20 protein-coding genes are annotated in these 19,833 nt (G+C 63.9%); 15 read left to right on the forward strand and 5 right to left on the reverse strand.

Going from position 1 to position 19,833, the window contains the following annotated elements; translation table 11 throughout:
• Nucleotides 1-363: 363 nt before the first annotated feature.
• From IF803_RS09615 to IF803_RS09655, 9 genes are all read left to right on the forward strand, one after another.
• Complete coding sequence (locus IF803_RS09615) at nt 364-1,704, forward strand: ABC transporter substrate-binding protein (protein WP_028340671.1); 1,341 nt, start codon at nt 364-366, stop codon at nt 1,702-1,704.
• A gap of 116 nt (nt 1,705-1,820) precedes the next feature.
• Nucleotides 1,821-2,759 (forward strand): carbohydrate ABC transporter permease, encoded by a 939-nt coding sequence (locus IF803_RS09620; RefSeq protein WP_028340672.1) that lies wholly within the window; start codon nt 1,821-1,823, stop codon nt 2,757-2,759.
• The gene (locus IF803_RS09625; RefSeq protein WP_028340673.1) at nt 2,759-3,670 is read left to right on the forward strand and encodes a carbohydrate ABC transporter permease; all 912 of its coding nucleotides are present in this window, start codon (nt 2,759-2,761) and stop codon (nt 3,668-3,670) included. Before IF803_RS09620 ends, IF803_RS09625 begins: the two co-directional genes overlap by 1 nt.
• A 4-nt stretch (nt 3,671-3,674) precedes the next feature.
• Nucleotides 3,675-4,775: an ABC transporter ATP-binding protein gene (locus IF803_RS09630; RefSeq protein ID WP_461191980.1), complete on the forward strand. Its 1,101-nt coding sequence runs from the start codon at nt 3,675-3,677 to the stop codon at nt 4,773-4,775.
• A 29-nt stretch (nt 4,776-4,804) separates the two neighbouring features.
• On the forward strand, nt 4,805-5,794 hold the full coding sequence (locus IF803_RS09635; protein WP_028340675.1) for a hydroxyacid dehydrogenase: 990 nt from the start codon (nt 4,805-4,807) through the stop codon (nt 5,792-5,794).
• Nucleotides 5,795-5,863: 69 nt separating this feature from the next.
• Nucleotides 5,864-7,288, forward strand: coding sequence for an amidase (locus IF803_RS09640; RefSeq protein ID WP_461191981.1), 1,425 nt, complete (start codon nt 5,864-5,866; stop codon nt 7,286-7,288).
• A gap of 142 nt (nt 7,289-7,430) precedes the next feature.
• The gene (locus IF803_RS09645; RefSeq protein ID WP_461191982.1) at nt 7,431-8,081 is read left to right on the forward strand and encodes a hypothetical protein; all 651 of its coding nucleotides are present in this window, start codon (nt 7,431-7,433) and stop codon (nt 8,079-8,081) included.
• A 40-nt stretch (nt 8,082-8,121) separates the two neighbouring features.
• On the forward strand, nt 8,122-8,910 hold the full coding sequence (locus tag IF803_RS09650) for a transporter substrate-binding domain-containing protein (protein ID WP_461192030.1): 789 nt from the start codon (nt 8,122-8,124) through the stop codon (nt 8,908-8,910).
• A gap of 172 nt (nt 8,911-9,082) precedes the next feature.
• A complete protein-coding gene (locus IF803_RS09655; RefSeq protein WP_461191983.1) occupies nt 9,083-9,919 on the forward strand; it encodes a DUF2147 domain-containing protein in 837 nt (278 codons plus the stop codon).
• Nucleotides 9,920-10,124: 205 nt separating this feature from the next.
• Here IF803_RS09655 and IF803_RS09660 read toward each other — a convergent pair whose 3' ends face one another.
• Nucleotides 10,125-10,529 carry a (R)-mandelonitrile lyase gene (locus IF803_RS09660; RefSeq protein WP_016847553.1) on the reverse strand — a complete coding sequence of 135 codons (405 nt, stop codon included), beginning with the start codon at nt 10,527-10,529 and terminating at the stop codon, nt 10,125-10,127.
• Nucleotides 10,530-10,552: 23 nt separating this feature from the next.
• Nucleotides 10,553-11,251, reverse strand: a complete 699-nt coding sequence (locus IF803_RS09665) for a ribonuclease activity regulator RraA (RefSeq protein WP_076828879.1) — start codon at nt 11,249-11,251, stop codon at nt 10,553-10,555.
• 211 nt (nt 11,252-11,462) lie between these two features.
• On the opposite strand from IF803_RS09665, the gene pxpB reads away from it, so the two are divergent.
• The 4 genes from pxpB to IF803_RS09685 all read left to right on the forward strand — a co-directional run bounded on the left by pxpB (nt 11,463) and on the right by IF803_RS09685 (nt 14,573).
• Nucleotides 11,463-12,194, forward strand: a complete 732-nt coding sequence (gene pxpB / locus IF803_RS09670; protein ID WP_304495381.1) for a 5-oxoprolinase subunit PxpB — start codon at nt 11,463-11,465, stop codon at nt 12,192-12,194.
• On the forward strand, nt 12,191-13,225 hold the full coding sequence (locus tag IF803_RS09675) for a 5-oxoprolinase subunit C family protein (RefSeq protein WP_461191984.1): 1,035 nt from the start codon (nt 12,191-12,193) through the stop codon (nt 13,223-13,225). Before pxpB ends, IF803_RS09675 begins: the two co-directional genes overlap by 4 nt.
• A 30-nt stretch (nt 13,226-13,255) precedes the next feature.
• Nucleotides 13,256-14,029 carry a LamB/YcsF family protein gene (locus IF803_RS09680; protein WP_092084758.1) on the forward strand — a complete coding sequence of 258 codons (774 nt, stop codon included), beginning with the start codon at nt 13,256-13,258 and terminating at the stop codon, nt 14,027-14,029.
• A gap of 151 nt (nt 14,030-14,180) precedes the next feature.
• On the forward strand, nt 14,181-14,573 hold the full coding sequence (locus IF803_RS09685; RefSeq protein ID WP_461191985.1) for a hypothetical protein: 393 nt from the start codon (nt 14,181-14,183) through the stop codon (nt 14,571-14,573).
• Nucleotides 14,574-14,647: 74 nt separating this feature from the next.
• On the opposite strand, the gene IF803_RS09690 is transcribed toward IF803_RS09685, so the two are convergent.
• From IF803_RS09690 to IF803_RS09700, 3 genes are all read right to left on the reverse strand, one after another.
• Nucleotides 14,648-14,800 (reverse strand): hypothetical protein, encoded by a 153-nt coding sequence (locus IF803_RS09690; RefSeq protein WP_016844408.1) that lies wholly within the window; start codon nt 14,798-14,800, stop codon nt 14,648-14,650.
• 250 nt (nt 14,801-15,050) lie between these two features.
• Nucleotides 15,051-16,208 (reverse strand): CmpA/NrtA family ABC transporter substrate-binding protein, encoded by a 1,158-nt coding sequence (locus tag IF803_RS09695; protein ID WP_461191986.1) that lies wholly within the window; start codon nt 16,206-16,208, stop codon nt 15,051-15,053.
• A complete protein-coding gene (locus tag IF803_RS09700; RefSeq protein ID WP_028332037.1) occupies nt 16,205-16,795 on the reverse strand; it encodes an ANTAR domain-containing response regulator in 591 nt (196 codons plus the stop codon). The genes IF803_RS09695 and IF803_RS09700 overlap by 4 nt, the downstream gene beginning before the upstream one ends.
• A gap of 736 nt (nt 16,796-17,531) precedes the next feature.
• On the opposite strand from IF803_RS09700, the gene IF803_RS09705 reads away from it, so the two are divergent.
• Nucleotides 17,532-18,047: a Cache 3/Cache 2 fusion domain-containing protein gene (locus tag IF803_RS09705; RefSeq protein WP_461191987.1), complete on the forward strand. Its 516-nt coding sequence runs from the start codon at nt 17,532-17,534 to the stop codon at nt 18,045-18,047.
• Between the two features lie 425 nt (nt 18,048-18,472).
• Nucleotides 18,473-19,792, forward strand: coding sequence for a 30S ribosomal protein S12 methylthiotransferase RimO (gene rimO / locus IF803_RS09710; protein ID WP_461191988.1), 1,320 nt, complete (start codon nt 18,473-18,475; stop codon nt 19,790-19,792).
• The last annotated feature ends 41 nt before the right edge of the window (nt 19,793-19,833 follow it).

Consider the following 19,833-nt stretch of genomic DNA (forward strand, 5'->3'; position numbering starts at 1 on the left):
TCTATCGGCCGCGCCGGGCATCACCATGGCGGAACAGAGTTCGCCGAGGCTTGACCGGAAACCTGCGGCTCAACGGCGCACCGTCTGCTTCCTTGTCTGCGTCACCCTCTGCGTGCATCGCAGCATGATCGCGAGACGCGCGGCAAACCGCCGGCAACTGCAATGATGCGAACGACGCTGCCTGCTATTTGACCACAACGTTAGTTCTACGTGGCATCAGCATCTCGTTTCTCGACAGATGCCGGCAATTCTGTTCTGATCGGTGTCAACGCAATCCCGCGACGTCGCGCAAACGCGACGCACAAAAACAACAACGGGATTCAAAAAAGTCTTTTGTCCGTTGGCTACCAGGGAGGGAATGCCATGTCACGGAAGAAGCTCTCGCGCCGAGAATTCGTCGCGGCGACAGCGCTGTCATCGGCCGCGCTGATTACAGCCCCCTACGTGCGTGGCGCCTACGCAGCCGGAAAGCTCTCGATGGGCTTCTGGGATCACTGGGTGCCCGGCGCGAACAGTGCGTCCACCGAGCTGGTCAATGAATGGGCTGCCAAGGAGAAAGTCGAGGTCCAGATCGACTACATCACCAGCCAGGGCAACAAGAACATCGTCACCATCGCGGCCGAGGCGCAGGCGAAATCCGGTCACGATATTTTCCAGATGCCGACATGGTGGCCCCAGGCCAACGCCGAGCTGCTCGAGCCGGTCAACGACATCATGGATCCGCTCCTCAAGCTGAACGGCGACGTCAACGGCACGGTGAAATATCTCGGCCAGGCCGGCGGCAAATGGCTCGGCGTTCCCGCCAGCGTCGGCAGCCAGATCAAGGGTCCCTGCTCGCGCATCGACCTGATGAAGAAACACGCCAACATCGACGTGCAGGAGATGTATCCGGTCGGAAGCGAGCCGAAAGCCGATAACTGGACCCTCGATACGTTCCTCAAGGCGGCTGAAGCCTGCCACAAGGCCGGATTCCCATTCGGTATCGGCCTTGGCGAAACCAGCGACAGCGTCGACACCGCCGGCGCGATCTTCCAGTCGTTCGGCGCGCAGCTGGTCGATGCCAAGGGCAACCTCACCGTCAAGACCGACGCGGTGCGCCAGGCCCTCGACTACTACAAGAAGCTGCTCGCCTTCCTGCCGCCCGATGTGGCGGCATGGGACGACGCGTCCAACAACAAGTGGCTGGTCGCCGGCAAAGGCGCGATGATCCTGAATCCGCCGAGCGCGTGGGCGGTCGCCAAGCGCGATGCTCCGCAAGTCGCGGAGCAATGCTGGACGCACGGGTTCCCGGCCGGGCCGAAGGGACGCTTCGCGCCCTATCTGCCGTTCTTCTGGTCGATCTGGTCGTTCTCGAAGAACAAGGAGGCGGCCAAGAGCCTGCTGTCCCACCTGTCGCAACCTGCATCGATCGAGAAGATGGTGGTCGCAAGCGGTGGCTATGACCTGCCGGCCTACGAAAAGCTCACGACCTTGAAGGTCTGGGCGGAGCAAGCGCCGCCAAAGGGGACGCTCTACCACTATCCGAACCCCTACAAGCACCAGACGCTGTCGATTGCGGCCTCGCCCGCGCCGCCCAAGATCGCGCAGCAGATCTACTTCCAGGCCACGCTGACCAAGATGTGCCTGCGGTACTACCAGGGTGAAAGCATGGAAAAGACACTCGCCTGGGCCGAGGGCGAGTGCGAAGGCTTCATGCGAAGCTGACGACAAGCGAGGTCTCGCGCGACCGCCCGTAATGTTGGCCGCGCGAGGTCCCGTCTTCACATCCCAGCCGTCGGACCGGCGAGCTGTGCAACCAACCCGCGCGAGGGACCTGCGTTATGGTTGATGTCGCATTCCAATCCAACCGCGCAGCCGCTGCCCAGACGGGACGAAGGCGCGTCGGCCTGCGCAACGCGCTGCGGCGCAAGTCGATGGCCGCGTTCCTGATGACCTTGCCGCTGATCCTCCTGATCGCGATCCTGGTGCTCTACCCGGCCCTCTACTCCTTGCACCTTGCGACGCTGAACAAGGCGATGACGAAGTTCGTCGGGTTCGGCAATTTCGAGTTCCTGTTCAAGCGCGACACCTTCTGGCTGGTGGTCAAGCAATCCTGCATTTTCGCGATCTCGGCGGTGATCTTCAAAGCCCTGATCGGCTTCATCGTCGCGCATTTCGTGCACAACGTACCCGCCAACAAGCAGCGCAAGTGGCGCGGCATGCTGCTGGTGCCGTGGGTGATCCCGCCGGCGATGAGCACGCTGGCGTGGCTCTGGCTGTTCGACCCCTCCTACAGCGCCTTCAACTACACGCTTTCCTTCTTCGGCATCGGGCCGATCCCGTGGACCGGCGATGCGATGTGGGCGCGCTTCTCGGTGATCCTGGTCAACGTCTGGTACGGCGCGCCGTTCTTCATGATCATGTATCTGGCGGCGTTGAAATCGGTACCCGACCAGCTTTATGAGGCGGCCGCGATCGACGGCGCCAATTGGTGGCAGCGCATCTGGTACGTGACCCTGCCGATGATGCGCAACATCATCGCGATCACGACGCTGTTCTCCCTGATCGTGACCTTCGCCAATTTCGACATCGTGCGCATCCTGACCGCGGGCGGCCCGCTCGACCACACCCATATCTTCGCCACCTGGGCATTCCGCGTCGGCATCGAGGGCAGCGATGTGCCGCTCGGCGCCAGCGTTTCGCTGTTCATGGTGCCGATCCTCGCGGTCGCGGCGATCTTCATCCTGCGCGACATCACCAAACGCGGGAACGAAGCCTGATGAGCTCGCTGACGATCGACAAGTCCGGACCGACCCGCAAGGTGAAGTACGGCAGCATGAGCCGCGACCGCGCCTGGGCGCTACGCTGGTCCTATTTCTTCCTGGTGCTGTTTGCGATCTTTTCGCTGGTGCCGCCGCTCTACATGCTGATCACCTCGCTGAAGAGCAGCGCGGAGATTTCCGCGGCGACCAACCCGTGGTGGGTATATCATCCGACGCTCTCCAACTACGCCGAGTTGCTGACCTCGAATCAGTTCCTGCGCTTCTTCTGGAATTCGGCCTGGGTCTCGATCATCGTGGTCACCATCACGATGCTGATCAGCGTGCCGGCGGCTTTTGCGCTGGCACGGATGAAGTTCTGGGGCTCGGCCACGCTCGCGACCGGCGTATTCCTGACCTACCTTATCCCCGACAGCCTGCTGTTCATCCCGCTGTTCAAGATGTTCGCGGTGATCGGCGACTGGACCGGCATCCAGCTCATCAATCGCTGGTATGTCCTGCTGTTCATCTATCCGACGCTGACGGTGCCGTTCTGCACCTGGATCATGATCGGCTATTTCGCCTCGATCCCGAAGGAGCTCGACGAGGCCGCGATCATCGACGGCGCGAGCTGGTTCCAGACGCTGACCCGCATCTTCATCCCGGTCGCCCTGCCCGGCCTGATCGCGGCCACGATCTTTGCCTTCACCGTCTCCTGGGCTCAGTTCCTCTATCCGCTGGTGTTCACGACATCGACCGATCAGCTGGTGCTGCCGGTCGGCATCATCACGACCCTGATCAAGGGTGACGTCTTCAACTGGGGACAGATCATGACCGGCGCCCTGCTCGGCGCCGCGCCGCCGCTGATCATCTACGCCTTCCTGATGGACTACTACATTGCCGGCCTGACCGCCGGTGCGACAAAGGGTTGAACTTATGGCTGACGTCAGTTTGCGGAAGGTTGTGAAGCGTTACGATGAGGTCGAGGCGGTGCGCGGCATCGACCTTGATATCGCCGACCATGAGTTCGTGGTGCTGGTCGGGCCGAGCGGCTGCGGCAAGTCGACGACGCTGCGGATGATCGCCGGCCTCGAGGACATTTCCGACGGCGACATCATGATCGGCGGCGACGTTGTCAACGACGTGCCGCCGAAGGACCGCGACATCGCGATGGTGTTCCAGAACTATGCGCTCTATCCGCATATGACCGTTGCCGAGAACATGTCGTTCGGTCTGCGGCTGAAGCACTATCCCAAGGCGGAGATCAAGAGCCGGGTCACCGAGGCCGCCCGCATGCTCGACATCACCGATCTGATCGATCGCAAGCCGAAGCAGCTCTCCGGCGGCCAGCGCCAGCGCGTCGCGATGGGGCGGGCGATCGTGCGCAATCCGAAGGTGTTCCTGTTCGACGAGCCGCTGTCCAACCTCGACGCCAAGCTGCGCGTGCAGATGCGGATCGAGATCAAGAAGGTGCATCAGAAGGTCCGCACCACGACGGTCTACGTCACCCACGACCAGGTCGAGGCGATGACGCTCGCCGACCGCGTGGTGGTGATGAACCACGGCAGGATCGAGCAGATCGGCACGCCCAACGAGCTCTACCACAAGCCGGCGACCCGGTTCGTCGCAAGCTTCATCGGCTCGCCCGCGATGAACTTCGTGCCCTGTCGGCTCGAGGACACCGCAGGCAAGCTCAACGTGCGGCTGACCGATCGCCTCGCTTTCGCGCTGCCGCCGGCACGCGCCGCCCGCTACCAGGCGCTCTCCCGCACCGACAAGCTGTTGCTGGGCATCCGGCCCGAGCACGTCATGGAGGCGCGGCCGCATGCCGAACCGGGCATCGAGCCGTTCGACGCGATGCTCGACGTCACCGAGCCGATGGGGATGGAGACCCTGGTTTATTTCACGCTCGAGGGCACCCAGGTCTGCGGCCGGGTCAATCCCAATGCCGGTGCGCAGGATGGCAGCCCGCTCCGATTGGCTGTGGACCTCAACAATATGCATTTGCTAAACGAGGTGACCGGCGCCGTCCTTTGACGGCGCACAAGAAACCTCAAGGGCAGGAAATGGCCACCAACAAGAAGAAGATCTTTATTACCCAGACTCTGTCGCCGGGGGCACGGGTGCTCCTCAACGAGCGGGACGACGTCGAACTCATCGAATTTCCCAACCTGATCTCCGCCAAGGACTTTCAGACCATGCTCGAGCAGCATGCGCCGGTCCATGGCGTGGCGCTCGGCGCAACCCGCTTCGGCGAGGCGGAGCTGGAGGCGTCCAAGGGCATGATGGTGGTGACCCGGATCGGCGTCGGCTATGACGCCGTCGATGTTCCGGCGCTGTCGCGCCGCAAGGTGCCGCTGATGGTCGCAGGCACCGCGAACTCTCCGTCGGTCGCCGAACAAGCCTTGTTCATGATGCTGACGCTGGCCAAGCGCGCGCAGGAAATGCACACGATGGTCAAGGACGGCACCTGGGCGAGCCGGCTCGGCGTGCTGCCGTTCGACCTCTACGGCAAGACCGTGCTGATCGTGGGCTTCGGCCGCATCGGCTCCCGCACCGCCAAGCGCTGCCTCGCCATGGAAATGAACGTGCTGGTCTACGATCCCTATAAGCCCGCCAGCGAGATCACCGCGACCGGCTGCGAGGCCGTGTCGAGCCTCGAAGCGGCGCTGCCGCGGGCGGACTTCGTCACCATCCACTGCCCGAAGAATCCCGAAACGGTCGGGCTGTTCAATGCCGCGCGGATGCGGCTGATGAAGCCGACCGCCTATCTCATCAACACCGCCCGCGGCGGCATCGTCGACGAGAAGGCGCTGCACGACGCGCTGGTGTCGGGCAAGCTCGCCGGCGCCGGCCTCGACGTGTTCGAGGTCGAACCGCCGCCGGTCGGCCAGCCCCTGCACGCTTTGCCCAACGTGATCATGGCGCCGCATGTGGCCGGCGTCACGGTCGAGGCCGTCGATCGCATGAGCGAGCAGACCGCACGCAATATCCTGAGCGTGCTGGATGGCAATCCGCTGCGCCAGAATGTGATCAACCAGGACGTCCTCGGCTGAGCTTTCAGCCTTCCTCGTTTGCGCCGCGGCCGATCCGAAAAGATCGGCCCGGCGATGCGGAGTACCCACATGGCTTTCAAGGAATTCGGCAACTACGATGCGGTCGGTCTCGCCGAGCTCGTCCGCAACAAGGACGTGACGCCGAAGGAGCTGCTCGACGAGGCGATCGCGCGCACCGCCGCCGTCGATCCCAAGATCAACGCGGTCGTCGTCAAGCATTACGACTATGCCGAGCGCCAGATCGCCAAGGGGTTGCCTGACGGTCCCTTCACCGGCGTGCCGTTCCTGCTGAAGGACCTCGATCTGCTCGAGGGCACCCGCACCACGTCGGGCGCCAGCCTGCTGAAGGACTTCGTCGCGGATCACAACGGCACCCTGGCCCAGCGCTTCCTCGATGCCGGGCTTGCAATCTTCGGCAAGAGCTCGAGCCCGGAATTCGGGCTGATGCCGACGACGGAATCCCGCCTGTTCGGCCCGACCCGCAATCCCTGGAATCTCGACCATTCCTCCGGCGGCTCGTCCGGCGGCGCTGGCGCTGCGGTCGCAGCCCGCATCCTGCCCGTCGCGCATGCCAGCGACGGCGGCGGCTCGATCCGGATCCCCGCCTCCGCTTCCGGCGTGTTCGGCATGAAGCCGACGCGCGCCCGCAACCCGGTGGGTCCCGATCGCGGCGAAGGCTGGGGCGGCTTCTCAGTCGGCCATGTGCTCAGCATCAGCGTCCGCGACAGCGCGGTCATGATGGATGCGATCCACGGTCCGGAGCCGTCGAGCCTCTATGTCGCGCCGCCGCCGGAGCGACCGTTCTCGCAGGAAGTCGGCCGCGATCCCGGCCATTTGCGCATCAGCTTCACCGACAAGTCGCCCTATGGCGATGCCATTGATCCCGAGATCGCCGCGGCGGTGCGCGACATAGCCAAGCTGCTGGCGGGCCTCGGCCATCATGTCGAGGAGCGCGCGCCGCCGCTTGCCGCCGATCCCGCCGCAGTCATGACGACCATCGTCGGCGGCAACACCGCGCTGACCGTCCGTCTGCTCGAGCAGCGCGTCGGGCGCACCCTGACGTCGGACGATGTCGAGCGGCTGACGCTCGCCAGCGGCCAGAACTCGGCCAAGATGACGCCGGCCGACTACGTCGCCGCGCAGCTTGGGGCATTCCAGATCTCGCGCGCTCTTGCGACCTTCTTCGAGGGTTGCGACATCTTCCTCAGCCCGACGCTGTGCGCGCCGCCGCTCCGCCTCGGCGAGCTCAACACGATGTCCGAGGACCTGACCCACATCGCGCCGGTGCTGCGCCGCTACATGCCGGGCACCTCGATGTTCAACATGTCCGGACAGCCGGCGATGTCGGTGCCGCTGGCCTGGAACAAGGCCGGTCTGCCGCTCGGCATGATGTTCGCGGCCAAGCTCGGCAAGGAAGGACTGCTGTTCCGCTTGGCCGGCCAGCTCGAACAGGTCCGCCCCTGGAAGGACCGGCGTCCGCCGGTTTGTGCCTAGCGACGCTTTCAAGCGAAGCGGATCCCGCTTCGCTTCAAGGCTGCGCGTCGGAACCGCCAGGGCTGACAAAGGATAGTCAGATCAGGTAGATAAGGAGGGCGTCGGCACGATTCCGCGCGGCGTCAGCTTGGGAGACCAAACCGTGAATGATCCGACCGACAATGCGCTGGCCGCAATCGCGAGCATTCTCGACCAGACGACCACACCTCCCGAGACCTCCAAATCGACCGACAAGACGGCGGACAAGCCAGCTGAGCCCGCCGCGGAGCCGTCGGCCTCGATAGCAATGCCGCCGCCTTTGCCGCCGTCCATCCAGGTCGTGTCCGTCACGGCCGTGTCCGTCGAGGCCGCGCCTGCCGAGCCGACGGCGGTCGAGCCGCCCCCGATCGAGGAGCCCGAACCGGTCGAACAGCCTGAGCCAAGTAAAGCTGAGGCAAGTGAACCGGAGCCAAGCGAACCGGAGCCGAGCGAGCCGGAAGCGGAGCCGGAGCCGATCCAGCCGCCGCCCCAAGCGATCGAGGCCAATGGCTATTCGAAATCCGGCCCTGGCCCGATGGCCGCGCTGCGCTTCCGCTGGACGGTGCGCCAGGACGGCGCCCAATATTATGTCGACGAGACCGTCGGCGAGGCATCGACCCCACTCGTCAACGGCCCGATGGATGGGGATGCCGCGATCAAATTCGTCGACGATCGCGAGGCCCAAGCGCGGCGGCGCTTCGAGCATTTCAAGCACGAGATGCTCAGCCGCACTGCGAGCGTCATTCGGGCGAGCGAGGACAGCAACGAGGCCTGAGACGCGATACGTGCCCTTCGGGCATCGCAATCAGATGCGGATGGAGAAGACCTCGATGTTTCGCGCGCTGGCCGGCCTCGCCCTCGCTTTGCTTCTGTCTGCCGCACACGCGCAGCAGGCGCCGTCCCGGCTCGATGAGATCGTCAAGCGCGGCATCCTGCGTGTCGGCATGACCGGCGACTACTTGCCCTTCACCTATCTCGACAAGGAGACCAAGGCCTTCCGCGGCTTCGATGTCGACATGGCGCAGTCACTCGGCAAGGCGCTCGGCGTCAAGGTCGAGTTCGTGCCGACATCGTGGCCGCAGATGACCAGGGATTTCGAGGCCGACGATTTCGACATCGCGATGGGCGGCGTCTCCATCACGTTCGACCGGCAGAAGAAGGGTCTGTTCTCCACGCCAATCATGCGCGAGGGCAAGACGCCAATCACGCGCTGTGCCGACACGGGCAAGTTTGAGACGATCGCCGAGATCGACAAAGCCGGCACCCGCGTCATCGTCAATCCCGGCGGCACCAATGAGCGCTTCGCGCGTGCCCATGTGAAAACCGCCGAGATCCGGGTCTTCAACGACAACACCAGGATCTTCGACGAGATCGCCAAGGGCGACGCCGACCTGATGATGACCGATGCGTCCGAGACGCGCTATCAGCAGAAGCTGCATCCCGGCGTGCTGTGCGCCGTGCATCCCGACAAGCCGTTCGACTTCGCGGAAAAGGCCTACTGGATGCAGCGCGACGTTGCCTTGAAGGCGTTCGTCGACCAATGGCTTCACATCGCGCGCGAAGATGGCAGCTACGCGAAGATCTACGCCGCGTGGTTCGAATAGCCTGCGTCACGCGCATAATTTGAAGCGCGCGGCCTGAAACCAGACCGCAATCCAGCGATTTGAACCTAAGCCGCAAGGATACGACTCATGTTCTGACCGTGATCTGGGACACGTTCAAGGAGGCGGTCACCGGATAGCCTTGCGAACGGAGTTCCCCGCATCGGAGATCGAGATGAGAAAGCTTCTGGCGATCGCCACGCTCGTACTTGCGAGCACGGCCGCAGCGCAGGCGCAGTACACATTCGATTACGGCGGCCGCACCATTCGCATCGATCCCGATCGCGGCACGGTTTCGATCCCCGGCGTCTACGACAATACCGGCCGCGGCACCAAGCGCGCCAAACGCGACGACACCGAGCAGAAGCGCAAGGCTCCGAAGGAAGCCAACACGGACGCCAGGACGGACACCAAGACGGATTCCCAGACCGCGCCGCCCGGCGCGCCCGCGGCGGCTGCTCCGCCCGCTCCGCCGGCCGTCGATCAGGCCGCCGTCCCACCGGCGGCTGCCGCAACAACGACAGAGCCGGCCAGCACGGGTGTTGCCGCCACGCCGCCTTCAGCTACAGCAGCGACCACACCGCCGCCGCCCGCGCCGCCAGCCGTCCAGCAAACTGCTGCGCCGGCCGCAAAGCCCACCACCGCTCCAACCGTTGGTGCCGCCTCGCCGAACGCTCCAACGCCCAAGCCGCTTGCCAACCCCGTGCAAGCAGCGAACTCGCCGCTCGGCGTCTGGCTCACCGAAGAGAAGGAAGGCAAGATCCGCATCGAGCAATGCGGTGCCAATCTCTGCGGCTACGCCGTCGACAAGAAATCGAACGCCAACGGCGAACAGGTCCTGATCAACATGAAGCCGGGCAAGGACAAGTGGAGCGGCCGCATCTTCGATCCGAACAGCGGCAGCACCTACGATTCCAGCATCGCGATGAAGAGCCCGGACACGCTGCGCGTCCAGGGCTGTGCATTCGGCGGCATGTTCTGCGGCGGCCAGACCTGGACGCGGGTGAATTAATCGGCCGGAATTCGTAGCCCGGATGAAGCCAACGGGTCGCGCGAACGCGCGCCCGATGACAGGCTCCGCGAAATCCGGGGTTTTCATCCGAGAGATTGCCCCGGATTGCGCTTCGCTCCATCCGGGCTACGCATACGCCGGGCTACGCATACGAAAGAGCCCCGCTCGAGAGCGGGGCTCTCATCTTGCGAACTGCTACGACGCTTCAGCCGACCTTGCCGTTGTATTCCTCGTCGGTGACGTGCTCCATCCAGGTCGAATAGACGCCATCGAGCGCCTCCTGCATGGCGATGTGGGTCATGCTGTTGTCCGGCGAGGCCCCGTGCCAGTGCTTCTCGTTCGGCGGAATCCAGACGACATCGCCGGGACGGATCTCCCTGATCGGGCCGCCCTTGGCCTGCACGCGCCCGATGCCGGAGATCACATACAGCGTCTGTCCGAGCGGATGGGTGTGCCAGGCGGTGCGTGCGCCGGGCTCGAACGAGACGCGCGAGGCGTTGAGCCGCGCCGGCGCAGGCGCCATGTTGATCGGGTCCTGCAACACGGTGCCGGTAAAATTCTCCTTCGGCGCGCGGCGGGTCGGCCGCGAGCCGGAAACGTGGATGTCCATGGGGTTACCTCCCTTTCTTGACGTTATTTCTTGGTGGCGGCGTAGCGCGCCTTGGTCTCGGCATTCATCGGATACAGGCCGGGCAGCTGGGCGCCATTGTTCACCTCGTTGACGATCCAGGCTTCCATCCGTTCCTGCTCCGGCCCCTCGGCCAGCACGTGATCGAGAAACGCCTGCGGGATCAGCACCGCGCCGTCCTGGTCGGCCACCACCACGTCGTTCGGGAATACGGCAACGCCGCCGCAGCCGATCGGTTCGCCCCAGCCGACGAAGGTCAGACCTGCAACCGACGGCGGAGCCGCGTAGCCGTCGCACCACACCGGCAGGCCGGTGCCGAGCACGCCCTCGACGTCGCGCACCACGCCGTCGGTGATCAGCGCCGTCACCCCGCGCTTGGCCATGCGGGCGCAGAGGATGTCGCCGAAAATGCCGGCGTCGGTGATGCCCATGGCATCGACCACGGCAATGCAGCCCGCCGGCATCGCCTCGATCGCGGTGCGGGTCGAGATCGGCGACGACCAGGATTCCGGCGTCGCCAGATCCTCGCGGGCCGGCACGAAACGCAGCGTGAAGGCCGGTCCGACCAGCCGCTTCTGCCCCGGCTTCAGCGGCTTGGTGCCGCGCATCCAGATGTTGCGCAGGCCCTTCTTGAGCAGGACGGTGGTGATGGTGGCGGTGGACACATGCGACAGCGTCGCGATCGCTTCGGCGGACAGTGACATCTGGAAAGAGTGCTCCGATGGAGGAAAAGACCGGCGCATGTTGCCGGGCAAAGGCTTTGCGTCAAGGGCTGCGCGAAAAAGCTGCGATCATCCAAATTTATCGGCGGCATGCCGATTAATTTATTGAAGTTGCTGCATCATTTTGCACTAAGCGAATTCCGTTTTATCTCGAAACACGCTAGCTTGATGGCTGACGACAGCGCTTGACCCAATGGCCGAACCCTTAAGTCCTCCCCGCCTTTTGCCGAGTGGCGACAGCGCCATCACGGTGGAATTCAGCCGCACCATCGATGACGCCGCCAACCGGCGGGTGCTGGCGCTCGACCGCGTGATATCCGCCGAGCCGATCGCCGGCATCACCGAGACCGTGCCGACCTACCGGTCGCTGCTGGTGCATTACGACCCCATCCAGATCACTTTCGATGCGCTCGGCGAGCAACTGCTGGCACGCGCCGCCAAGGCGCCGCCGACCGAGACCGGAACGCGGCGCTGGCGTATCCCGGTGACCTATGGCGGCGAGCACGGCATCGATCTCGAGGATGTCGCGAAGGCGCTCCAAACCACGCCCGACCAGATCGTGGCCCGCCATGTCGCCGGCGACTATCGCGTCGCCATGATCGGCTTCACGCCGGGCTGGTCCTATCTCAGCGGACTGGAGAAGTTCCTGCACATGCCCCGGCGCAAGGATCCGCGGCTCCTGACCCCGGCCGGCACCATTTCGATCGGCGGCATCCAGACCGGCGTGCAGTGCCTGGCCGGCCCGAGCGGCTGGCACCTGCTCGGCCGCACGCCAGTTCGAACCTACCAGTTGCATCGCGATCCGACCTTCCTGCTCGAGCCGGGCGACGCCATCACCTTCAACGCAGTCGACGCCAAGACGTTTGCCGAACAGGACCGCGCCGCCGAGGCCGGCGAGTTCGTCGCTGAACTGGTGACGCCATGAGCAAGCTCGTCGTCACCTCGATCGGCCCGGCAAGCTCGGTGCAGGACGCTGGTCGTCCGGGCTCGCAGCGCTACGGTCTCGTGCCGAGCGGTGCGATGGACCGGCTTGCGCTGGCCGCCGCCAATACGCTGGTCGGCAACGACCTGTTCGCCGCCGCGGTCGAGATCGGCCCGTTCGGTGCCAGCTTCACCGCGCGCGGCAGCGCGGTGCGTGTCGCCCTCGCCGGCGCGTCGCGCAATGCGGATATCGGCGGCCGGCCGGTCGCGTTCGACAGCTCGGCGACGCTCGCCGAAGGTGAGACGCTCACTCTCGGCTTTGCCCGCGGCGGCTCGTTCAGCTATCTCGCGATCGAGCACGGCATCGAAGGCGAGCCGATGTTCGGTAGCCTCGCCGTCAACGCCCGCGCCGGACTCGGCAGCCCCTACCCGCGGCCGCTGCAAAGCGGCGACGAGTTGACGACGCAGGCCGCGAGCGGCGCGCCCGAACGCCGCATCGAATTGCCGGCCGCGACCGATGCGCCGATCCGCATCGTGTTCGGCCCGCAGGATGACGAGTTCGCCGAGGACCACAAGAAGCTGTTGGTCGACAGCGAGTGGAGGATCTCGGCGACCAGCGACCGCATGGGCTATCGCCTCGAAGGTCCCGTCATCAAGCATCTCGACGGCCACAACATCGTCTCTGACGGCACCGTGAACGGCAGCATCCAGGTGCCCGGCAACGGCCAGCCGATCGTGCTGATGCCGGACCGCGGCACCAGCGGCGGCTATCCGAAGATCGCGACGGTGATCACGGCCGATTTCGGCCGCTTCGCGCAGATCTCGGCCGGCCGGCCGTTCCGCTTCAAGGCGGTGACGATGGCGGAAGCGCAAGCCGAGGCAATCAAGTTCCACGAGCTGCTGCGTTCCCTGCCCGACCGCCTCCGCGGCATCGAGGATTTTGGTCTCAACATCGAAGCGCTGCGGGATGCGAATGTCGCGGGTCAGGCCGTCAACGCCGTCGATGTGTCGACCTGGCAAGTTGCGCTACCCTGAATCTGTACAACAACAGACGGATCGATCGTCATGACCTCAACCATCGACCTCAATTGCGATCTCGGCGAAAGCTTTGGCCCGTGGGAAATGGGCAATGATGCCGCGATGATCGAGCTTGCGACCTCGGTCAACGTCGCCTGCGGCTTTCATGCCGGCGATGCCGACATCATGCGCAAGACGGTCGAGCTCGCGAAGGCGCGCGGCGTCAGCGTCGGCGCCCATCCCGGTTATCGCGACCTGCACGGCTTTGGCCGCCGCCCGATGCCGGGACTGACGTCCTCGGAGATCGAGAACCTGATCGCCTATCAGATCGGCGCGCTGCAGGCGATCGCGACCGCGGCCGGCCACAAGGTCACCCATGTGAAGGCGCATGGCGCGATTTCCAACGTCGCCTGCGAGGACGACATGACCGCAAGGGCGATCGCCAATGCGATCAAGGCGGTCGATCCGAGCCTCGTGTTCGTGGTGCTCGCGAATTCGAAACTGGTGCGTGCCGGCGAGGCTGCCAATCTGCGCATGGCGCATGAGGTGTTCGCCGATCGCGCCTATGAGGACGATGGCAACCTGGTGTCGCGCAAGAAGCCCGGCGCGGTGCTGCACGATCCCAAGGCGATCGCCGATCGTGTGGTGCGGATGGTGCAGGACGGTGCCGTCGTCTCGGTCACCGGCAAGGTGATCAAGATGCAGACCGATACCGTCTGCATCCACGGCGACACGCGCGGTGCCGTCGAGATCGCGCGCGGCCTGCGCGAGGCGCTGAAGCAGGCGGGCATCACCGTTGCACCGTTCAAGACCGCGCACTGAGCCGCGAACGCATCGATCAAAAAAAGGGCCGGCCGCCGCGCTGGCCCTTTAGATTCCGTTAAGAGTCTTCTTAAACCCAAACTTGCCGTTTGATTGTTAGGTGCAGCTTCCGAGCCTTTGATTGTCCTCTTAGGAAATTGGGTACGAAAGCATGTTCCGCACCAGCCTCTCCCTCACCATCGCCGCGGTTGCTACCGCCGCCTTCACCAGCGCGGCATCCGCCGGCTGCTACAGCTGCTATACGCCGCCGCCGCAGCCGTGCACGACCTGCTATCAGGTGCAGAGCGTGCCGCCGCAATATCGCACGGTGCAGGAAACCGTCATGGTGGCGCCGGGCCGCGTCGTCGCGCATCGCACGCCGGCGCAGTATCGCACCGTGATGGTGCCGAAGACGGTGATGGTCGCGCCCGAGGGCGTCGCCTATGAGCGCATCCCGCCGCAATACGCCACCCAGGAGCGCGTGCAGATGGTCTCGCCGGGCTATTCCTACTATGCGCCGGTTCAGCCGACCTGCAACACCTGCGGCGGCGGATACGGCTACTGAGCTGCCAGCATCCACCCAACACAAAGCCGCCGCCTGAGGATATCGGGCGGCGGCTTTTGAATGTTCCGAAGCGCCTAGAACGGGTGGACGGACAGCGTGCCGAACACGATGGCCGCGATCACCGCAAAGGCGCTGTACAGCGCCGCCGTGTGAATTCCGGTCCCGGACTTCCGTGAAATGTTTCGCGCGTAAAGGTGCAGGCGGGCTTCCGCCGATAGCTCGCGCATGGTCGATCTCCAACGCCCCATTCTCGGGCATATGGAATATCGTTCGCGGGCGGATTCAAGCGGGCGGCAAAAATAGCGATGCCGCCGCCTTCGGGAACCCGGTTCCGAGAGGAATATTCCTCCTCGCGCGCTCGACCGAGAATCCTATTCGCTGCAATTCGAGGCGTCGGGAACCCGCACCAGTCCCGCACTAACCAAAATCTCGAAAACAACCCCATGCAAAGTAGCCGGAGGCGGAGTTGCGTCGCGCTCAGGCCTTCCAGCGCCCGATCTTGAACGCCGCCAGATGCCCGGGAACGTCGCTCGGGTCGAACGGCGGGCCGGCGAAAGCCCCAATGGCACTGGAGGCGCCGGCCGGGCGACCCGACGCGGCGTCGTAGAGGTCGGGCCTGAACACGGCCATGGCGGTCTTCAGCGCCTCCGGCCGGTACGGCGCCTGGCCCCAGCGAACCATCTGCGCATAGAGCCAGGCCGCCTGCCCCGGGTCAGGCCGCGCCGCTGCCTCGCGCCCGACCAGCAGATAGCGATTGCTCTCGCGCATGGTGCCGTCGGGCGAGATCTTCAGCTGGCCATCGAGCGTACGTTGGATGACGCTGGCATCGACGCCGATCCGCTCGGGCGGCGCCAGGATGCGCGCGACCTCGGACCGGTTCTCGGGCCGCTCGATGAACTCCACGGCGCGCAGATGTGCGCGCACCAGCGCCGCCACGATATCGGGATGCTTCTCCGACCAGCTCTGCCGCACCGCCAGCACCTTTTCCACCGCGCTGAGCAGGATGTCGGAGACGAAATGCAGGATGTGGCCGATGCCGAGATCGACCGCGATCGAATTCCAGGGCGCGCCGACGCAGAACGCGTCGACATGGCCGTTGGCGAGGCTGTCGACCATATAGGGCGGCGGCAGCACCACGAGCTGGACGTCCTCATCGGGATCGACGCCGCCGGCGGCCATCCAGAACCGCAACTGGTAATTGTGGGTCGAGAACGGGAAGGTCATGCCGAAGGTCAACGGCTCCGCCCCGCTCTTGCGCCGCTTGGCCACCACGCGGGCGAGCGCCTGTGCGGTTGCCATCGGATCGAAGCGGTCGCCGTCGAGCTCTTCCATCAGCGCGGCGTGCAGCGCCGGCGAGACCGTGATGGCATTGCCGTTGAGCCCGAGGTTGAAGGGCGCCGCGATCGGCACCTTGACGTGACCGAGCCCGAGGCTCGAGGCGATCGCCACCGGCGCCAGCAGATGGGCGGCATCGAACAGGCCGATATTGAGCTTGTCGCGGACGTTCGACCACGACACTTCCCGCACCAGCGTGACGTCGAGGCCTTCGGAAGCGGCAAATCCCTTGTCGACGGCAACGATCAGCGCGGCAGCGTCGACCAGCGGAATGAACCCGATGCGCAAAGATGTGGTCATTTCAGGAGCTCCGACGCCGTCAGGATCGATTGCGCGATCTCGCCGATCTTCTTTTTCTCGCGCATCGCGGTCGAGCGCATCAGCACGTAGGCCTCCTCCTCGGTCAGCCCCTTCACCTTCATCAGGATGCCCTTGGCGCGGTCGATCACCTTGCGCTCCTCCAGCGCATGCTTGGTGCGATCGAGCTCGTCCTGCAATTTGGCGAAGGCATTGAAGCGGGACACGCAGAGATCGAGGATCGGTTTCATCCGCTCCTTCTTGAGGCCGTCGACGATGTAGGCGGAGACGCCGGCCTCCACCGAGGCCTGGATCGAGGCGGCGTCGCTCTGGTCGACGAACATCGCGATCGGCCGGCGGACCGCGCGGCTGACCTGGAACATTTGTTCCAGCACGTCGCGGCTGGGGTTCTCGAGGTCGATGACGATGATCTCGGGGTCGAGCGCATAGATTCGCGAGAGCAGGCTCTGCATCTCGCTGATATGCACGACATCCGTATAGCCGGCCTCCCGCAGTCCCTCCTCCAGGATGGCCGCTCGGATCGGGCTCTCGTCGACTATGACGATCTTGGGAGACGACTCAGCGCTCATCGACGACTCTTAAGGACCCGGCAAGGCCATCCATATCATGCCGGAAGCCCCGGGAAAGGGTTGTAATTCTCGGCAATTGGGACTAGCTCCTGCCCATTCATCAGGCAGATCAGAGATATGCAAGAGGCCGCGGCGCCGAAAGTGAGCTTTGTGTCCTTGGGGTGCTCCTGAGACAACAAATTTAAACTTTTGAGCCGCCCACTCCCAAGGAAAAACGGTGCCCGAAGGCAGACTTTCATCTGAACCATCAACTCGTCAAAGCGTGCACTCATTAATGCGAGATGTCGGCTTCCACAGGCGAAGCAGAACTCATGTGCTCAATCCGTGCTTCACCGGTCGTGAATCCACTTCCGACATCACCAGTACCGGCGGGCTCCCGTCCGCCTATTCTCACTAACACTGATCCCTGCTCAGGGCTTGATAAGCGCCCCTATTCCTCCAGCGTCATCTAGGTGGTGCGCCGCACGCTGATTTCGAAACGCCGGCTCTGTGCGAGCTTTTGACGCGGCTGGGATGTCTCAAAGTGATCCACACGCCTATCGGATTTCCGTTACCATTTAGATGATCAAAGATGGCCTTGGCTGAACTTGATCAAGACGCACGCTGGCGACGCCTCTCAGTGCGAGGTGATCGCGTGACGCTAAGCTCAGTCGCCACACCCTGATCCTCCGGGCCTTCATCGATATTGCGGTGAGGCATCTGACGCGTGCCAGCGTTTTCGAGAGGAGGAAACCTCATGAAGCGTAGCGCAATCGGAATGTTCATCGCGTCATGCCTCATCGGGACCGTGACGCTTATGCCGCAAGATTTGCAAGCTCAAGATGCAAAGGTAAGGATGGCGATGGAGACCATGGAGTCGATGGCGCACAAACTCGGCCCGCCAAAACTTGATGGGACGGATTCCGTCGCTGGCAAGGAGGTCCCTGCCATCTACTTCGGTTCAACGAAGATGAACAACAATTTTGAATTAGTGGATGATGTCGTGAAACAAGCTCAAGGCACGGCTACGATCTTCGTGAAGAGCGGCGACGAGTACGTACGGGTTGCGACGAACGTGAAAAAGGACGATGGCTCGCGAGCGATCGGTACCGTTCTGGATCCGAAGGGAAGAGCGATTGAATCCATTAGGAAGGGAGAAGCCTTCTATGGAGAGGTCGATATCCTCGGCAAACCTTACATCACAGGCTACAAGCCAATACGGGACGCCTCGCAAAATGTGATCGGAATCTACTACGTCGGTTACATGAAATAGATTGCGGCGTGATCCGTTAGGCATTGCCGGCTCGGAGAGCTCGGGCAATTGAACAGGACTGCCGTGCGGCACGACATGCTATAGCCTCCGGACAGGGGCCGACTGTCCCTTTCCGGAGGCCAGGTCCGAGTTTGGCCCATCGCGTTGGCTGGCGGATGTCCGCTTTGTGCCGCTTGTGAGTGTTAAGCAGACGTTCAACCAGCCGGCTGATAGAGCGCATCCTTCATCGCTTCGGTAAGCTCGATCGGAACGAGCTTCCACCCACCAGGAACTTTCAGTTCCCTTGGCACTCCTTGATTTCATTCACTATGCAGGACTCTCAATTTTCCATCACGGGAACATGCCGAGCAGTTGAATTTTTCCATCGGATCAATTAGTTGGATCGCCATATCCGAACAATTCAGATCATGGCTCCAGACGACCACATGGAACGAGCGCCCCATATTTCATTCGTCAGTCTTGGCTGCCCCAAGGCGCTGGTCGATTCCGAGCGCATCATCACCCGGCTGCGCGCGGAGGGCTATGAGCTGGCGCGCAAGCATGACGGCGCCGACATCGTCATCGTCAACACCTGCGGCTTTCTCGACAGCGCCAAGCAGGAATCGCTCGCCGCGATCGGCGAGGCCATGGCCGAGAACGGCAAGGTCATCGTCACCGGCTGCATGGGCGCCGAACCCGAGCAGATCGAGAGCGCCTATCCCGGCGTGCTCTCGATCACGGGGCCGCAGCAATATGAGAGCGTGCTGGACGCCGTGCACCGCGCGCTGCCGCCGGCGCACAATCCGCATATCGACCTGGTGCCGCCGCAAGGCGTCAAGCTGACGCCGCGGCACTACGCGTATTTGAAGATTTCCGAAGGCTGCAACAACCGCTGCAGCTTCTGCATCATCCCGAAGCTGCGCGGCGATTTGGTGTCGCGGCCGGCCAATGACGTGCTGCGCGAGGCCGAGAAGCTGGTGAAGGCCGGCGTCAAGGAATTGCTCGTCATCTCGCAGGACACCTCGGCTTACGGGGTCGACCTGAAATACGCCGAGAGCCCCTGGCAGGATCGCAGCGTCCGCGCAAAATTCTTCGATCTCGCCAAGGAGCTCGGCGAGCTCGGCGCCTGGGTGCGGCTGCAATATGTCTACCCCTACCCGCATGTCGACGAGGTCATCGGCCTGATGACCGAGGGCAAGGTGCTGCCCTATCTCGACATCCCCTTCCAGCATGCGAGCCCCGATGTGCTGCGCGCGATGAAGCGCCCGGCTGCGCAGGAGAAGACGCTGACGCGAATCCAGAAATGGCGCGAGCAGTGCCCCGACCTGACGCTGCGCTCGACCTTCATCGTCGGCTTCCCCGGCGAGACCGATTCCGATTTCGCCTATCTGCTCGACTGGCTCGATGAAGCGGGGATCGACCGGCTCGGCTGCTTCAAATACGAGCCGGTCGCCGGCGCCACGTCGAACGCGATTCCCAATGCCGTGCCCGACGAGGTCAAGCAGGAGCGCTGGAATGCGCTGATGGCCCGCCAGCAGAAGATTTCGACGAGGCGCCTGAAGCGCAAGGTCGGCACCCGCCAGCAGGTCATCATCGACGAGGTCGGTCCGACGGTGGCGAAGGGCCGGTCAAAGGCCGACGCGCCTGACATCGACGGCGCCGTCTACCTCACCAGCCGCCGCCCGCTGAAAGTCGGCGAGATCGTCACCGCCAAGATCGAGCGCTCCGACGAATACGACCTCCACGGCAGCGTTGCCGGATTCTGACGCTTGACATGTTCCGGCGTTCGGCTGTATGGGCGTGCGCC

This window comes from Bradyrhizobium sp. UFLA06-06 (assembly GCF_054820065.1).

Coding starts and splice junctions, on each gene's coding strand:
- IF803_RS09615 (WP_028340671.1), top strand. CDS start 364: ATGTCACGGAAGAAGCTCTCGCGCCGAGAATTCGTCGCGGCGACAGCG.
- IF803_RS09620 (WP_028340672.1), top strand. CDS start 1,821: ATGGTTGATGTCGCATTCCAATCCAACCGCGCAGCCGCTGCCCAGACG.
- IF803_RS09625 (WP_028340673.1), top strand. CDS start 2,759: ATGAGCTCGCTGACGATCGACAAGTCCGGACCGACCCGCAAGGTGAAG.
- IF803_RS09630 (WP_461191980.1), top strand. CDS start 3,675: ATGGCTGACGTCAGTTTGCGGAAGGTTGTGAAGCGTTACGATGAGGTC.
- IF803_RS09635 (WP_028340675.1), top strand. CDS start 4,805: ATGGCCACCAACAAGAAGAAGATCTTTATTACCCAGACTCTGTCGCCG.
- IF803_RS09640 (WP_461191981.1), top strand. CDS start 5,864: ATGGCTTTCAAGGAATTCGGCAACTACGATGCGGTCGGTCTCGCCGAG.
- IF803_RS09650 (WP_461192030.1), top strand. CDS start 8,122: ATGGAGAAGACCTCGATGTTTCGCGCGCTGGCCGGCCTCGCCCTCGCT.
- IF803_RS09655 (WP_461191983.1), top strand. CDS start 9,083: ATGAGAAAGCTTCTGGCGATCGCCACGCTCGTACTTGCGAGCACGGCC.
- IF803_RS09660 (WP_016847553.1), bottom strand. CDS start 10,529: ATGGACATCCACGTTTCCGGCTCGCGGCCGACCCGCCGCGCGCCGAAG.
- IF803_RS09665 (WP_076828879.1), bottom strand. CDS start 11,251: ATGTCACTGTCCGCCGAAGCGATCGCGACGCTGTCGCATGTGTCCACC.
- pxpB (WP_304495381.1), top strand. CDS start 11,463: ATGGCCGAACCCTTAAGTCCTCCCCGCCTTTTGCCGAGTGGCGACAGC.
- IF803_RS09675 (WP_461191984.1), top strand. CDS start 12,191: ATGAGCAAGCTCGTCGTCACCTCGATCGGCCCGGCAAGCTCGGTGCAG.
- IF803_RS09680 (WP_092084758.1), top strand. CDS start 13,256: ATGACCTCAACCATCGACCTCAATTGCGATCTCGGCGAAAGCTTTGGC.
- IF803_RS09685 (WP_461191985.1), top strand. CDS start 14,181: ATGTTCCGCACCAGCCTCTCCCTCACCATCGCCGCGGTTGCTACCGCC.
- IF803_RS09690 (WP_016844408.1), bottom strand. CDS start 14,800: ATGCGCGAGCTATCGGCGGAAGCCCGCCTGCACCTTTACGCGCGAAAC.
- IF803_RS09695 (WP_461191986.1), bottom strand. CDS start 16,208: ATGACCACATCTTTGCGCATCGGGTTCATTCCGCTGGTCGACGCTGCC.
- IF803_RS09700 (WP_028332037.1), bottom strand. CDS start 16,795: ATGAGCGCTGAGTCGTCTCCCAAGATCGTCATAGTCGACGAGAGCCCG.
- IF803_RS09705 (WP_461191987.1), top strand. CDS start 17,532: ATGAAGCGTAGCGCAATCGGAATGTTCATCGCGTCATGCCTCATCGGG.
- rimO (WP_461191988.1), top strand. CDS start 18,473: ATGGAACGAGCGCCCCATATTTCATTCGTCAGTCTTGGCTGCCCCAAG.